This window comes from Ruania zhangjianzhongii (assembly GCF_008000995.1).
Classification (GTDB): Bacteria; Actinomycetota; Actinomycetes; order Actinomycetales; family Beutenbergiaceae; genus Ruania; species Ruania zhangjianzhongii.
The window spans coordinates 957,984-972,014 of record NZ_CP042828.1 but is presented as its reverse complement, the minus strand read 5'-3'; the positions used below and the strand labels follow the sequence as shown (position 1 = coordinate 972,014).

General features: G+C 70.0%; 14 protein-coding genes. 1 reads left to right on the top strand and 13 read right to left on the bottom strand.

Annotated features, from left to right (window positions below):
* Positions 1 to 155 precede the first annotated feature (155 nt).
* Positions 156 to 812, top strand: a complete 657-nt coding sequence (gene phoU, locus FU260_RS04465) for a phosphate signaling complex protein PhoU (RefSeq protein ID WP_147915967.1) — start codon at positions 156 to 158, stop codon at positions 810 to 812.
* Positions 813 to 1,015: 203 nt separating this feature from the next.
* Here the strand turns inward: phoU and FU260_RS04460 are convergent, their stop codons facing one another.
* The 13 genes from FU260_RS04460 to folE all read right to left on the bottom strand — a co-directional run bounded on the left by FU260_RS04460 (position 1,016) and on the right by folE (position 14,016).
* Positions 1,016 to 1,753 (bottom strand): phosphoglyceromutase, encoded by a 738-nt coding sequence (locus FU260_RS04460; protein WP_147915966.1) that lies wholly within the window; start codon positions 1,751 to 1,753, stop codon positions 1,016 to 1,018.
* 74 nt (positions 1,754 to 1,827) lie between these two features.
* Complete coding sequence (locus FU260_RS04455) at positions 1,828 to 2,844, bottom strand: lactonase family protein (RefSeq protein ID WP_168211647.1); 1,017 nt, start codon at positions 2,842 to 2,844, stop codon at positions 1,828 to 1,830.
* 46 nt (positions 2,845 to 2,890) lie between these two features.
* Positions 2,891 to 3,217 (bottom strand): histone-like nucleoid-structuring protein Lsr2, encoded by a 327-nt coding sequence (locus tag FU260_RS04450; RefSeq protein WP_147915964.1) that lies wholly within the window; start codon positions 3,215 to 3,217, stop codon positions 2,891 to 2,893.
* Between the two features lie 97 nt (positions 3,218 to 3,314).
* Entirely contained in the window at positions 3,315 to 3,485 is a 171-nt protein-coding gene (locus FU260_RS23495) for a hypothetical protein (RefSeq protein ID WP_168211646.1), read from the bottom strand.
* Positions 3,485 to 5,035 carry a lysine--tRNA ligase gene (gene lysS / locus FU260_RS04445; RefSeq protein ID WP_147915963.1) on the bottom strand — a complete coding sequence of 517 codons (1,551 nt, stop codon included), beginning with the start codon at positions 5,033 to 5,035 and terminating at the stop codon, positions 3,485 to 3,487. The genes FU260_RS23495 and lysS overlap by 1 nt, the downstream gene beginning before the upstream one ends.
* Positions 5,036 to 5,064: 29 nt before the next feature.
* Complete coding sequence (panD, locus tag FU260_RS04440; protein WP_187368420.1) at positions 5,065 to 5,502, bottom strand: aspartate 1-decarboxylase; 438 nt, start codon at positions 5,500 to 5,502, stop codon at positions 5,065 to 5,067.
* The gene (panC, locus tag FU260_RS24455) at positions 5,499 to 7,430 is read right to left on the bottom strand and encodes a pantoate--beta-alanine ligase (protein ID WP_328593014.1); all 1,932 of its coding nucleotides are present in this window, start codon (positions 7,428 to 7,430) and stop codon (positions 5,499 to 5,501) included. The genes panD and panC overlap by 4 nt, the downstream gene beginning before the upstream one ends.
* Before the next feature lie 54 nt (positions 7,431 to 7,484).
* Positions 7,485 to 9,311 carry a PH domain-containing protein gene (locus FU260_RS04430; RefSeq protein WP_147915961.1) on the bottom strand — a complete coding sequence of 609 codons (1,827 nt, stop codon included), beginning with the start codon at positions 9,309 to 9,311 and terminating at the stop codon, positions 7,485 to 7,487.
* 131 nt (positions 9,312 to 9,442) lie between these two features.
* Positions 9,443 to 9,931: a PH domain-containing protein gene (locus FU260_RS04425; RefSeq protein ID WP_147915960.1), complete on the bottom strand. Its 489-nt coding sequence runs from the start codon at positions 9,929 to 9,931 to the stop codon at positions 9,443 to 9,445.
* A 127-nt stretch (positions 9,932 to 10,058) separates the two neighbouring features.
* Positions 10,059 to 10,505, bottom strand: a complete 447-nt coding sequence (locus tag FU260_RS04420; RefSeq protein ID WP_168211645.1) for a DUF3180 domain-containing protein — start codon at positions 10,503 to 10,505, stop codon at positions 10,059 to 10,061.
* Between the two features lie 32 nt (positions 10,506 to 10,537).
* Positions 10,538 to 12,529: a 2-amino-4-hydroxy-6-hydroxymethyldihydropteridine diphosphokinase gene (gene folK / locus FU260_RS24025; RefSeq protein ID WP_168211644.1), complete on the bottom strand. Its 1,992-nt coding sequence runs from the start codon at positions 12,527 to 12,529 to the stop codon at positions 10,538 to 10,540.
* 46 nt (positions 12,530 to 12,575) lie between these two features.
* Positions 12,576 to 13,400: a dihydropteroate synthase gene (gene folP, locus FU260_RS04410; RefSeq protein WP_413038352.1), complete on the bottom strand. Its 825-nt coding sequence runs from the start codon at positions 13,398 to 13,400 to the stop codon at positions 12,576 to 12,578.
* A 28-nt stretch (positions 13,401 to 13,428) separates the two neighbouring features.
* Positions 13,429 to 14,016: a GTP cyclohydrolase I FolE gene (gene folE / locus FU260_RS04405; protein WP_210418282.1), complete on the bottom strand. Its 588-nt coding sequence runs from the start codon at positions 14,014 to 14,016 to the stop codon at positions 13,429 to 13,431.
* Positions 14,017 to 14,031: the final 15 nt, after the last annotated feature.

Here is a 14,031-nt window from a genome sequence, read left to right as displayed (position 1 = left end):
CACAGGGGTCAGACTAGTGCGGGCCGGACGCGACTCTGGGCCCCTGGCCTGGTAGCGACCAGATGTTCACTCCCCCGCCGACCCCCGTTCACGTCCGCGTGAGATCGTTGGAGCGTGTGTGGCATCTACCGATGCCCAGGAGAGGATGGACCAGGATGCGCGCGATCTTCGAGCAGGAGCTCAGTCAGGTGGGCGAGGGCCTGCTGCAGATGGCGAGACAGGTACAGACGGGGGTGCGCGAAGCCTCGATCGCGCTAGCCACGGCCGACCTGCAGCTAGCGGAGGAGGTGATCGCCGCGGACGGAGCGATCGACGCGATCGAGCGCGACCTGGACGAGCGGTGCATCACTCTGCTGGCCCGCCAGCAGCCGGTGGCCACCGACCTGCGCGTGATCGTTTCCGGTCTGCGGATCAGCGCATCGATCGAGCGGATGGGTGACCTCGCCCGGCATATCGCCCAGGTGACCCGGCTGCGCTACCCGGCCCAGGTGCTCCCGGGGCAGGCCGAGGACGTGTTCGCCGAGCTGGCGGAGGCGGCGAACACCGTCGCCGGTAACGTGGTCCGGCTGCTGGAGACTCACGATGTGGCCCTGGCCGCCCAGGTGGAGTCCGACGACGACATGCTCGACACCCTGCACCAGCGCACCTTCGCCACCACGTTGGCGGCCGACTGGGAGGGCAGCACCACCCAGACCGTAGACGTGACCTTGTTGGCCCGGTTCTACGAGCGGTTCGGTGACCACGCAGTCTCGGTCGCGCAGCGGATCGCCTACCTGGTCACCGGCGAGCTGGAGAACGTCACCGCCGACTGACCGCAGGCCAGCGCGGCTCCGCAGACCGCCCGGCGCGCCAGCGGGCTCGGCGCCGCACGGTCAGCGGGCCTGGCGCCGCACGCCCAGCGGGCCGACCGATTCGGCAGTGCGCCCGGTCAGGCGATACCCGGGAGCACTACTGACCGCGCGCCGTAACGACTGCATCGATTCAGCCGGTGACTGCTGGACGGCGGAAGCCCGGGTCAGCGGCCCTGGTTGGCGACCGCCGCGATCGCGTCCTTGGCGGCCTCCGGGTCCAGGTACTGACCACCGGGCACCGTCGGCCTGAAGGCCTCGTCCAGCTCATAAACCAGCGGGATCCCGGTCGGCACGTTCAGACCCGCGATCGTCTCGTCGTCGATGCCGTCCAGGTGCTTGATGATGGCGCGCAGCGAGTTGCCGTGCGCGGCCACCAGCACCACCTTGCCGGCGCGCAGGTCGGGCACGACCTCGCTCTCCCAGTAGGGCAGTGCGCGGCCAAGAACATCCTTGAGGCACTCCGTGGCCGGGATCGGCTCACCGGCGTACCGCGGATCGGCAGCCTGGGAGTACTCCGAGCCGGACTCGATCGGCGGCGGCGGCACATCGTAGGAGCGACGCCAGGTCATGAACTGCTCTTCGCCGAACTCGTCCCGGACCTGCTTCTTGTCCTTGCCCTGGAGCGCGCCGTAGTGCCGCTCGTTCAGCCGCCAGGACCGCTTGACGTCGATCCAGTGCCGGTCGGCGGCATTCAGGGAGAGGTTCGCGGTGGTGATCGCCCGGCGGAGCAGGGAGGTGTGCACGACGTCGGGCAGCACCCCCGCGTCGGTGAGCAGCTTCCCGCCCCGTTCAGCCTCGGCGACCCCCTTCTCCGAGAGCGGCACATCCACCCAACCGGTGAAGAGGTTCTTCGCGTTCCATTCGCTCTCGCCATGGCGGAGCAGTACCAGCGTGTACGTCATGGTTCCAGTGTGCCGCATCACGGGCACCGCTTGCCGCCACCCACCTCATTGCCCAGCCGCCGGCCGGGCGCCGCTCACATCGGCAGCACGCACATCGGTCCGGGGACCGCGATCTCCTCGGTGTCGCCTCGCGTGCCTGCCCGTCGACGATCGGGTGCACGGCAACGACGTCGGCGTTCTCTCCGGCCACCAGCACAACGTCGCCGGCGACGTTGAGGTGGCGCGGCCAGGCGCCGGTGGCGACCTCGCCGAGCAGCGTAGTGCTGGCACCGTCCTCGGCGATCGCCCAACGTAGCGAGCGTGTCCGCGCCGCGGACACCGACGAAGAGCCGGTCACCGGCACGCTCGATGTGCGACAGCTGGTGCAGCCCCTCGGCCACTGAAGCAGGCTCCTGGTGCAGGACCTCACCCTGCCCGGTGCCCTCGTCCCAGGCGAGCGTGGCTACCTCGCCACTGAGCTCACCGGCCACGTACACGTGCTCCCCGGCCATCGCGAGGTGTCGCGGCCCGAACCCGGCCGGGAGCTGGGTCAGGACCGGCTCGTCCTCCGGCAGACCGTCGTCGAGCGGGTAGGCACGCAGCTCATCGGTGCCCAGGTCGGTCACGATCAGCCAGTCACCGCCGGGGCTGAGCGCGCAGAAGTGCGCGTGTGAGCGCTCCTGCCGGTCCGCCACCGGGCCGGAGCCGCTGTGGGTGTAGGTGCGCACGTGCTCGTCGACGTTGCCGGCCTCGGTGAGCTCGATGGCACCGAGGGTGCCGTCACCGTAGTTCGCCACGTACACCCAGTGCCCCTGCGGGTGGACCAGCAGGTGGCAGGGGCCCTGTCCCCCGCTGGCGACGGTGCCGGTGCGGTGCAGCGTGCAGTCGGTGCCGACGTCGTAGGACGCGACTCCACCCCTCTTCCCTTCACCCACGGCGTAGAGACGCTCGGCGTGCGGGTGGACGGCAAGGAAGGTCGGCATCGGCGCCACGGCCATCAGCTTGGCGGTGACCTCACTCCAGGAACTACCCGATTCGCGCTGGAATCGCCAGATCCCGCTGGAGTTGTCCTGGGCCTTCGTACCGATCCAGAACTGCCTCAACGTGTTCATGGCACCCCACCCTACGATGGAGTGCCATGAACTGCTGACTTCTCGATCAGTGCGCCTTGGCGTAGGCCTCACGGATCTCGGCGGAGACGCGGCCCCGGTCGCTGACCTTGTAGCCATTCTCCTTGGCCCATTCCCGAATCTTCTGGGATTCCGAGGGGCCGCTACGCACAGTGCCCCGACGGCCGGAGATCTTTCGGCCACCGCTGCGTCGGCCCGAGGCGACCCATGGCGCGAAAGCATCACGCAACTTTGCGGCGTTCTTAACGTTCAGGTCGATCTCGTAGGTGACGCCGTCCAGCGCAAACGTCACCGTCTCTTCTGCATCCGACCCATCGACATCATCGATGAGCAGGACGCGAACCTTCTGGGCCATCGCACATTCCTTCGTCGCAGATTTCGTCGCGGCGAGTGCCACGCGGGAAACTACATTGTCACGACGCTGGTAGTGATGTCAAAAGATATCGCAGAGATCAGGAATCGGCGGACTGGTTAGTCTCCGCGTCCTGTTCGGCGTCGAGACGTGCTTGCGCCCGCCGTTCCCTCCGGTCTGCGGTGATCATCGTGCGAATGGCAATGATAAACAACGTGGCCAGACCCAAGGGTGGTGCCAGCGCCACGACGATGTCGGTGAAGCTCGCCATCAGTTTTCCACCGGCTTCACCAGCGGGAAGGGAATCGTTTCGCGGATACCGAGACCGGTCAGGGCCATCAGCAATCGATCAAGCCCCATCCCCATTCCTCCGGAGGGGGGCATTCCGTACTCCATCGCCTGGAGGAACTCCTCGTCCACGCTCATCGCTTCTGCATCCCCGCGTGCAGCCAGGCGCGCCTGGGCTTCGAACCGCTCCCGCTGCACCACCGGGTCCACCAGCTCCGAATAGGCCGTGGCGAGCTCGAAGCCGCGCACATAGAGATCCCATTTCTCGGCCACACCAGGGATGGAACGGTGTCCGCGGGTCAACGGTGAGGTATCGATCGGGAAGTCTCGCACGAAGGTGGGAGCGTGCAGCGCATCGCCCACAAAGTGCTCCCAGAGTTCTTCGGCGACCTTTCCGCTGATCGCGGTCTTGGGATCGATGGACAGACCTACTCGGTCGGCCAGGGCAAGAAGGTGTTCCAGCGGCGTCTCGGGGGTGATCTCTTCGCCACATGCTGCCGAGAGTGAGGGATACAGTTGAATATCGGACCATTCGCCACCGATGTCGTACTCGCTGCCGTCGCCAAGGGTGAGGACGGTGGTGCCGAGTGCTTCTTCTGCTGCGGTCACCACCAGGTGCCGGGTGAGCACAGCCATCGAGTTGTAGTCGCCGTATGCCTCGTACGCCTCCAGCATCGCGAATTCCGGAGAATGGCTGGAATCAGCACCTTCGTTGCGGAAGTTGCGGTTGATCTCGAAGACCCGCTCGATTCCACCCACTACCGCCCGCTTGAGGAACAGTTCAGGTGCGATCCGCAGATACAGATCCAAGTCGAACGCATTCATGTGCGTCATGAACGGACGAGCAGTGGCGCCGCCGTGCATCGTTTGCAGCATCGGTGTCTCCAGCTCGAGAAAGTCCCGCTGGTGGAACGTCTCGCGCAGGGATCGCACCACGGCGGCACGCAGGCGGATCATGTCCCGTGCGGCCGGACGGGTGATCAGGTCCACATGCCGGCGGCGCACCCGGTTCTCCTCCGAGGACTCCTTGTGCAGGGCCGGCAGAGGCCGGAGCGCTTTCGCGGCCAGCGTCCAGGAGTCGACGAAGAGGGACAGTTCCCCACGCCGGGAGGCGATCACCCGGCCGTGAGCGAACAGGTGGTCCCCCAGGTCGATATCCGCCTTGAACTGCGCCATCGAGTCATCGCCGATCTCGCGCTGGGAGATCATGTACTGCAGGGTGTTCCCGGCACCGTCCTGCACCGTGGCGAAGCACAGCTTGCCAGTGTTGCGCAGGTACACCACCCGGCCGGATACTCCCACCTGGTCCTCGGTCTCCTCCCCGGGCGCGAGGGCATCGGCGTACCGCTGGCGCACCTCGGCGATGCTGTGGGTGACCGGCACGGCGACCGGGTAGGGCTCGGTTCCGGCCGCCAGCATCCGCTCGCGCTTGGCCAGGCGCACCCGGACCTGCTCGGGTGCGGAAGCGCCGTCGACGGCAGTGTGATCAGCCTCGGCGGGGGCGGTGGCGGGGTTCTCGGCGGTCTCGGTCACCCCTCAATCGTACGATCACCCGGCTGGGGTCAGTGCACTCCCCCGTGCCAGCTCACCGCAGCTGTGGCCAGACCGCTGCCGGCGGGGACTGCGCCGGGGTCGCTACCGAGCGCCTGGATCCGGTTCTCGGCGTCCACGTGCACGACGTGCGGGTCGTAGCTGCGGGCTTCGGCGTCGGACATCAGCCCATAGCCGATGATGATCACCAGGTCGCCGGGATGGACCTGGTGGGCGGCGGCGCCGTTGATGCACACCTCGCCCGAGCCGGCCGGACCGGCGATGGCGTAGGTGGTCAGCCGGGAGCCGTTGGTGATGTCGACGACGTCCACCTGCTGACCTTCGAGCAGATCGGCGGCGGTGAGCAGGTCGGCATCGATGGTGACCGACCCGACGTAGTGCAGGTCCGCCTGGGTCACCGTGGCGCGGTGGATCTTGCCCATCATCATCGGACGCATCAGTGAGCTCATGAGTCCTCTCCTGTCGCCGCCCCGCCGGCATCCGGCCAGCGCACGATCGTGTTATCCAGCAACCGGGTGCTTCCCACGCGGGCGGCGACTACCAGTAGTGCGCGCCCGCTGCGTCGCTGTGCTGCTACTGGTTCCATCGTGCCCTCATCGACGAGTTCTAGGTAGTCCGTCGTGACCAAACTCACGCTGTCGACAGCACCGACAGAGGCGTCGGTCGGCCCGGCGAACTCGCGCTGCGCGGCCGTCCGCACCTCATCGGCCGGGTGGCCGGCAGCCGCCGCAGCCGCAGCCGCGGTCACCGCCCGGGAGAGCACGGTGGCCTGCTGGCGTTCCTCGGTGCTGAGGTAGCGGTTCCGACTGGAGCTGGCCAGTCCGTCCTGTTCGCGGGCGGTCGGGATCGCCTCCACGCGCACCGGGAGGTTCTGGTCGTGCACCATCCGGCGCACCAGAGCCAGCTGCTGGGCATCCTTCTGCCCGAACACGGTCACGTCGGCGGCGGTCAGGTGCAGCAGCTTGTTCACCACGGTGAGCATGCCGTCGAAGTGCCCCGGACGGGCGGCCCCCTCGAGCACCTCACCCATGGCGCCCGCACGCACCCAGACCCGAGGATCGCCGTCGGGGTACATCTGCGCCACTGAGGGCGCGAACACCAGGTCCACCCCCTCCCCTGCCAGCACCCGCAGGTCGGCCTCCAGATCGCGCGGGTAGCGGTCGAAGTCCTCGCCCGGTCCGAACTGCAGCGGGTTCACGAAGATCGTCACGATCACCCGTTCCGCCTCCGCTCGGGCGCGACGCACCAGCCCCAGATGCCCCTCGTGCAGGGCCCCCAAGGTCATCACGACGGCGGTGGTCGCCTGCCACTGCGAGCGCACCGCGCGTAGCTCGGAGATCGTGTGCACGACGGCGGGACCGTCAGGGTCGGTCATCTCGCCTGCAGCTGAGGTACTGGACGTACCGGCGGGCGGGGGCATCGCCTCCTCGTTCCGGGTCACCTCGGCGGATGCAGGGCTGCCGCCAGCAGGTGTGCTTCCGCCGGGCGCGGCGAGGGCGTCCAGCAGGGCCGCGGCCTGTGCTTCGTCGATGCGGAGGTTGGCCAGGGCCCGCTGCACCGTGGCCCGGGCGAGGGTGTGGTAACTGGCGGGCAGGTCCGCGAGATCCGGGTGCGCACCGGCCAGAGCGCCGAGAGCGGCCAGGTGCTCGGCCACGGTCCCCGCGTCGCCACGCACGATCGGGCCGGTGAGGTTGGACTCCCCGCCGCGCAACGCGCCGTCCAGCGCAGCGGTGAGCAGCGGGGTGAGCAAAGTGCCGCCGTCCTCGATCCCGGCTGCCCCGAGCACCCGGATCGCCTGGCTGGTCAAGGTGACCAGGTGGTTCGCCCCGTGGGCGAGGGCCGCGTGGTACAGGCCGCGGGCGGCCTCTGGCAGCACCACGGGCTCCCCGCCGATCTCCACGACGAGGGCCTGCGCGATCGGCAGCACCGGTGCGTCCGCCGTCACCGCGAACGGGGCACCGATGAGCCGGCCGAGGTCCACGCTGGTCCCGGTGAACGTCATCGCCGGGTGGATCGCGAGCGGGATCGCTCCGCAGGCCCGTGCTGGGGCGAGGATGTCCACGCCGTACCGCCCGGCGGTGTGCACGAGGAGCTGACCGGGCTGGAACGCGCCCAGGGAGGCGAGCCCGGTGACCAGGTCACTGAGGACATCGTCCGGCACGGTGAGCAGCACCAGCTCGCTGCGCTCCACCACGTCCGGGACCTCGAGCACCGGCACCCCTGGGAGCAGTGCATCGGCACGGTCTCGGGAGTCCTGGGAGGTGGCGCTGACCCCGACCACGGCGTGGCCGGTGGAGCGCAGGGCATTGGCCAGAACGGTGCCCACGCGGCCGGCGCCGACCACGCCGACCCCGAGGCGTCCAGGTCGAGTATTCACACGCGCCATTGTGTCGCACTGGCAGCAGCGCTCCGCGCCAGCGTGACCAGGAGGTCAGGGGGATGGGTTGGCGTCGGTGGCCTGGGTGGCGTCGGTGGCCTGGGTGGCCTCGGGTGAACGGACAGCCGCAGCGGACGGGGCACTCCACGCCGGTGGCGCGCTGGGACCCGGCAGGATCCCACCGAAGCGGGCCCGCACGCTGGCGGCGTCGACCGGAATGTCCTCCGCCTCGCCCGTCGGCGCGATTCCCACCACAGGGCTCTCTTCCATCCAGCGTTCGGGGCCGGCACTGTGGCGGGCCCGGCGCGCCCGCTCGGTCAGCTCCACCAACAGGCCCTGTGCTGCGGCCACGTCGAGGTGCGCCACCCGCGGAGTGATCGGGCCCGGGGTGGAGTGCAGGGCGATGTCGGCCAACGAGATCTTCCGGGCAATCGGCCCCTGCTCCATCCCCAGAGACTGCACCCGCTCATGCGGGACGAGCACGAGGGTGCGCCACCACCGGCCGGTGCGCAGCAGGGTCACCGTGTCGGTCAGCCGGTACCCGTTCCGACGCCAGATCAGCGGGTCCAGCCAGCGGGCGCGTCGGGGTGTGGTGACGAACCCGGCATCGTCGGCCGTGCCGACCAGCCCAGCGTGCAGCAGGTCCAGCGGCGCCTCGGTACCCAGGTCCGGTTGCACCAGGTAGAGCAGCTGGGCAGCCTCTGCCTCAGTGGCCACCGGATAGAGCACCGTGCTGGTGGTCTCCTCCGGCCCGTAGCCGGCGATGTTCACGGTGATCCGCCACCAGTCCTTAAGCCGCCACATCGGCGCCTGGGTGAGCTGGACTGCCTGCACCCGGCCGGGTGGGATGGTCCGTGCCTTGGTCTCCAGCAGCCCCTGGCGTACCCGGATGCCATCGGGTGAGGTGGCCACCCGGAAGGAGAACTCGCCGGCAAACCGGCCCCACCAGTAGGCCGCACCACCGAGCATCGGCACACCGACCCCGAACAGGACGCCGACGTTCCCGGTCACGATCACCAGCACCACGAGACCGATGAAGAAGAGCAGCAGGAGCACGATACCCATCGACAGGGCCAGCGAGCCGAGCAGCCGGGACGCCATCAGAGTGAGCACCGGCCGCTCCGGAGCCTCTGGTGCGAACGTGCTCCCCGGCGCCCCGGCTGCCGCTGGGGTCGAGGCGCCCGGCACTGATCCCGGCGCAGGGCGGCCCGCCTGGCCGCGGCCCACGCGCAGGCCGGCCGCGCGAGCGAGCAGGTCGTTGCGCAGCTGCTTGGCGGTCTCCTCCCGCAAGAACTGCAGCGTCAGGTTGGAGCCCGCACCACCCGCGCTCTCGATCTTCAGTGCGGAGAATCCGGCGATCCGGGCGAGCAGCGGCTGGGTGACGTCCACCGTCTGCATTCGGTCCAGACGCACGTGCCGTTGCTGCCGGAACAAGATCCCCGAGTGGAGGAACACGCTCTCGTCGGAGAGTGCGTACTTGGTGCGAGACCACGCGAGCGTGGAGATGCCGAGGCCGATGAGGGAGCCGAGCACGATCACCCCCAGCACGATCAGCAGGATCTGGACAACGGGAAGGTCCAGCTGGCCCAGAGTGTCGCTGTACTGCCAGACGAAGACCGCGAACAGTGCCGCGGCCACCTTCCAGGCGTTCAGGAACGGGGTGACCCGGTGCACGCGGTGCCACTGGACGCCGTCCTCGTCGCGGGTGCCGTCCTCGTCGCGGGTGCCGTCCTCGTCGCGGGTGCCGTCCTCGTCGCGGGTGCCGTCCTCGTCGCGCGCGCTGGCCGCGTCATGGGTGCCGGCCGCACCAGCCGCGGGGGGCGGCAGCTGGTCCGGTGCAGGCGGTGGTGCAGCGGGTGGTGCAGCGGGTGCAGCCGGCATCGCCGCGGAGGTGGAATCAGGCCCCGGCGCTCCAGGCGGGGCGGGATCCGGACGGTGGTCGCCGCCCGGCGACCCGGGCGCGGCGGGATCCGGGCCGGGGCCGAACTCCTCGGGAGGCCGGTGTGGAGTGCTCACAGGCCCGCCAGCCGTGCTTCGCCACGAGCGGAGAGCTGATCACGCAACCGGGCCGCCTCGGCCTCCGGCAGACCGGGGATCGACGCATCGGACTGGGCGGAGGCGGTGTGCAGCTGTACCTCGGCGATGCCGCGAGACCGGGCCACCGGTCCAGCCTGCACCTCCACGTACTGCATCCGCCCGTACGGGACCACCACGAGCGAGCGGAACATCACGCCCTTGCGGATGAGCAGGTCCTCGTCCAGCTCGGCATACCCGATCGCGCGCACCTGACGCGGCACCAGCCACATCACCCAGACCAGCAGCAGTGCGATCGCCACCGGGGCGGTCCACAGCCATCCGCCGAAGATGATCGCGAGCGCCAGACCGGCGACCAGCGGAATGCCGATCGCGATGGCGGCGATCGTCACCCGCACCGGGGTGAGCTTGGGTGAGACCGGGATCCAGGTGATGCCGTCCAGGTCGAAGGCTGCGTCGGAGTCCATCGTGCCATTCTTGCCGATACCGACAAGCCGCCGCGTCAACCCCACGACGGAGACCACGAGGTGCCACTCGTTGTCGCGCCCGCTGCCGGTGAGCGACACGAGTGGCCCCTCGAGCAGCTGCGGGTGGTCAGGCAGTGGCGCCCGGGGGGCGTGGGCCCTGCTCGTCGTCGTCATCCTCGGGCGGGACCCGGCAGAAATGCTGGGTGAGCATCCCGGCCGCAGCGAGCCCTAGCGCAGCAACCAGGCAGACAACAACGCGGAGCACCTGGGCGCGCGGTTCCGGCGCCTCCCAGCGCGGCAGGGCCAACCCGAGCTGGGCCAGCAGGTAGCCCACATGCACCGCCGCGGTGACAGCGGCGGATTGACCGAGCACGAGCACGCGGCTCGCCCCGACCGGATCATCCAGCGTGTGGTTGCGCACCGCGGCGCGCACCCGCAGCCCGAAGATCAGCACCAGCACGGCGAGGGCCAGCAGCACGCCGGCGAGCACGATCGGTACATTCACCGGCAGGTGGCCACGCGTGGTCCACCAGCGCAACGCCACAACGGAGATCGTTCCGGCGACAATCGTCACTGCGCCCAGAGTGGACCAGCGCAACCGGCCCATCAGGTGTCGTCGTGGCGGCGCAGCGGCTGCCACTTCGGCGCCAGCCGCGGTGCCTGCCCTTCCTCAGGTGAGGTGACCCAGGGCAAGCTCGATTGACGCCGCTGGTCAGCCTCGGCCCGTGCCGCGGACTGCTCGAACCAGGACCCCGGGCCATCCTCGGGATCGTTCTCGGCCTGGGGCTCATCCTCGGGCTCGGGCTCCGGTTCTGGGTGAGCCTGCGGTTCTGGGGCCGGCTGCGGTGCCCGGTCGGGCTCGGCGGCTCCCGGTTCTCCCCAGGGCCCAGCATCTGGCGCCGAGACCGGTGCCGGAGCGGAGGCGGCCGGTGCGGGTGCCTGCGGCGGTGGGAAGCTTGCCCGAGCCGGCCGGCCGGCTGGCGGCAGCACCGGTGGTGGTGGTTCCGGGTCGGGGTCGCCGTGGGCGAGCAGCTCCAGGTCGTCCTGGCTCTCCCTGCTCTCCTGGTGCTCCAGATCCTCCGGCCTCTGCGGCGCCCACTGGCTCACCCGTTCCTCGCCGGCGGCAGGAGGCACGGGCTGCGCGGAGGCGTTGTCGACAGGCTGTTCGGCGTCGTTCTCGGGCCAGTCCTGCTCCGCGTCATCGACCTCCGCTGCGGCGGCCGTGCTGGCCCCATCCGGGGCGGGCGCTGCGGGGGCCGATTCCGGCACCGGGGCGGGTGCTGCGACGGCGGCCTGAGGTGCCACTCGTGGCGCAGGCGCCGCTGGGGCTCCCTCGGGTGCCACGACTGGCGGCGGCGCTGCTGCGGCTGAGTCAGCTGCCGGCGCAGGTACGGCTGGATCCGAGTCGGCTGCCGGCGCAGGTGCGGCTGGATCCGGCGCCGGGGAGGGCTCCGGTGCGGGCGCTGGTCGGGCCGGGTCTTCCAGCCAGTCCAGCGCCAACCAGCGCACCCCACCGCGGTCCGGCGCGGTCTCCGCGAGCGTGGCCACCGGCCCACCGCCGAGCCCGGGCAGGAAAGCATCCGGGGCGACCTGCGCCCAGGGCACCAGCACGAAGGCCCGCTCACTGGCGCGCGGGTGCGGCAGCGACAGCTCCGGATCGGTGGAGCTGACGCCGTCGTAGACGATCAGGTCGAGGTCCAGAGTGCGTTCCCCCCAGCGCTCCGCGCGCCGCCGACCGTAGGCATTCTCCAGTCCCTGCATCGATTCCAGCAGGGCCATCGGTGCCATGGCGGTGGTGGCCAGCACCACCGCGTTCAAGTAGTCCGGCTGGGCGACGGCGTCTGGCGCGAGGACAGCGGCCGTGCGGGCCAGCGGGGACACCTCCTCGACGGACAAGCCGGGCATCGCGCGGAGATCGGCCACCACGGCACGGAGTGTGGTGCGGACATCACCGACGTTCCCACCCAGGGCGATCACCACCGGCACCGGTTGCTCCGGCTCGGCGTGCAGATCCGCACCGGCGGCCGAGGATTCCGGCTCGTCCGAGACCGGCTCGGGCGTCGCGGCGGCCGCAGGTGGCAGCACAGTGGGTGGCAGCGGCGGCAATGGCGCCGGTGCAGCGGACTGCTCAGCGGAGCCAAGGTCGACCTCCGGCAGGTCGTCCGCCGGGGTGCGGGTGATCGTCACCTCGACATCGGTGAAGGGCACACCCACCGGCGCTTCCGGCTTGTGCACGGTCACGCTCGCCTGCTGCACGCCCTCGTGGCGCAGCGCTACCGCCGCGATCCGGGCGGCCAGGGTCTCAATCAGGTTGGCCGGCTCCCCCTCGATCACGGCCACCACCTGCTGGGCCACCTCGGCGTAGTTGACGGTCCGGGTGAGGTCGTCATCGGCGGCGGCCGCTCGAGTGTCCACGGTCAGTACGAGATCGGCGAGGAAGGGCTGGCCGTCCCGGCGCTCCTCCTCGAGCACACCGTGGTGACCGATCCCGGCGACACCGGTCAGCCGGATCTGGTCGTTCGCTCCGTAGGTACCGGTCTCCCCGGCACGGGTCGGTGCGCCGAGGATCGGCTCGTGCACGGGGGCTGCTCGCGTCATAGTCTCCAGGTCCTTCTGGTTCTCCGGCTCCTCCGCCATGGGATTCTCACCGCTCATTCTCAGCCTCCCGCCATGCCTGAGCTACCCGGATAGCGTCGACGCTACCGGCCACATCGTGCACCCGCACCGCCCACACGCCTTTGGCAGCAGCCAGAGCGCTGACGGCGGCCGTCGCCCGGTCCCGGAAAGCCGGAAGCGACTCGGCTCCGGCCTCAGCGAGAATCTGACCGAGGAAGCGCTTGCGAGACGCGCCGATGAGCACCGGGTAGCCGAGGGCTTTCACCTGGTCCAGGTCGGCCAGCAGCCGCCAGTTATGCTTGGCATTCTTGGCGAATCCCAGGCCCGGGTCGAGCACGATCTGATCGGCGCGCACCCCGGCGGCCCGGATCGCCCTCACCCGGTCGGAGAGCTCGGCCAGCACCTCGGCGGTGACGTCGGTGTAGACGGCACGGCCGGTCATCACATCGGAGTGCCCGCGCCAGTGGGAGAGGACGTACCGCGCGCCGTGTGCGGCCAGCACACCGGGCATATCCGGATCGGCCAGGCCGCCGGACACGTCGTTGATCAGGCCGGCGCCGGCCGCCAACGCGGCATCGGCGACGGCGGCGCGCATCGTGTCCACACTGACCTGAGCACCGCGGCCGGTCATCGCTTCCACCACGGGAATGACCCGATCGAGTTCTTCCCTCTCGGGCACCCGCTCGGCGCCGGGTCGGGTGGACTCACCGCCGACGTCCACGATGTCCGCACCCTGCTCCAGGAGCGTGCGGCCGTGGGCGATGGCGACGTCGGTCTCGAACCACTGGCCGCCGTCGCTGAAAGAGTCGGGGGTCACGTTCACCACCCCCATCACCAACGTCCGTGAGGTCACCCGAACACCCTATCTGCGCCGGTAACCCTCACGCCCTGGCGATCAAGCTCATCGCCTCGGCGCGAGTGGCACTGGTGCGCATCATCCCGCGGACCGCGGAGGTCACCGTACGCGACCCGGGCTTGCGGACCCCGCGCATGGACATGCACAGGTGCTCGCACTCCACCACCACGATCACCCCGCGGGCGTCGAGAAGGCGGACCAGAGCGTCGGCGATCTGCGTGGTCAGCCGTTCTTGGACCTGCGGCCGCTTCGCGAAGACGTCCACCAGTCGGGCGAGCTTGCTCAGCCCCGTCACCGTGCCGGCGGCAGAGGGGATGTAGCCGACGTGCGCGACCCCGTGGAAAGGCAGCAGGTGGTGCTCGCAGGTGGAGTAGACCTCGATATCGCGCACGATCACCATCTCCTCGTGATCGATGTCGAAGAAGGTGTGCACGACGTCCTCAGGGTCCTGGCGCAGCCCCGCGAAGATCTCCGTGTACGCGCGCGCCATTCGCGCGGGGGTTTCCCGCAGACCGGGCCGGTCCGGGTCCTCTCCCACCGCCCGGAGCAGATCCCGCACGGCACGCTCGACGCCGTCGGCGTCGTAGTGGTGCTCGGTGGCGCCGTAGGGCACACCGGCATCCCGCTC

Bases quoted from the DNA above. Each gene is read 5' to 3' on its own strand.
- phoU (WP_147915967.1), top strand. From the start codon at position 156: ATGCGCGCGATCTTCGAGCAGGAGCTCAGTCAGGTGGGCGAGGGCCTG.
- FU260_RS04460 (WP_147915966.1), bottom strand. From the start codon at position 1,753: ATGACGTACACGCTGGTACTGCTCCGCCATGGCGAGAGCGAATGGAAC.
- FU260_RS04455 (WP_168211647.1), bottom strand. From the start codon at position 2,844: ATGAACACGTTGAGGCAGTTCTGGATCGGTACGAAGGCCCAGGACAAC.
- FU260_RS04450 (WP_147915964.1), bottom strand. From the start codon at position 3,217: ATGGCCCAGAAGGTTCGCGTCCTGCTCATCGATGATGTCGATGGGTCG.
- FU260_RS23495 (WP_168211646.1), bottom strand. From the start codon at position 3,485: ATGGCGAGCTTCACCGACATCGTCGTGGCGCTGGCACCACCCTTGGGT.
- panD (WP_187368420.1), bottom strand. From the start codon at position 5,502: ATGAGCTCACTGATGCGTCCGATGATGATGGGCAAGATCCACCGCGCC.
- FU260_RS04430 (WP_147915961.1), bottom strand. From the start codon at position 9,311: ATGCCGGCTGCACCCGCTGCACCACCCGCTGCACCACCGCCTGCACCG.
- FU260_RS04425 (WP_147915960.1), bottom strand. From the start codon at position 9,931: ATGGACTCCGACGCAGCCTTCGACCTGGACGGCATCACCTGGATCCCG.
- folK (WP_168211644.1), bottom strand. From the start codon at position 12,529: ATGACGCGAGCAGCCCCCGTGCACGAGCCGATCCTCGGCGCACCGACC.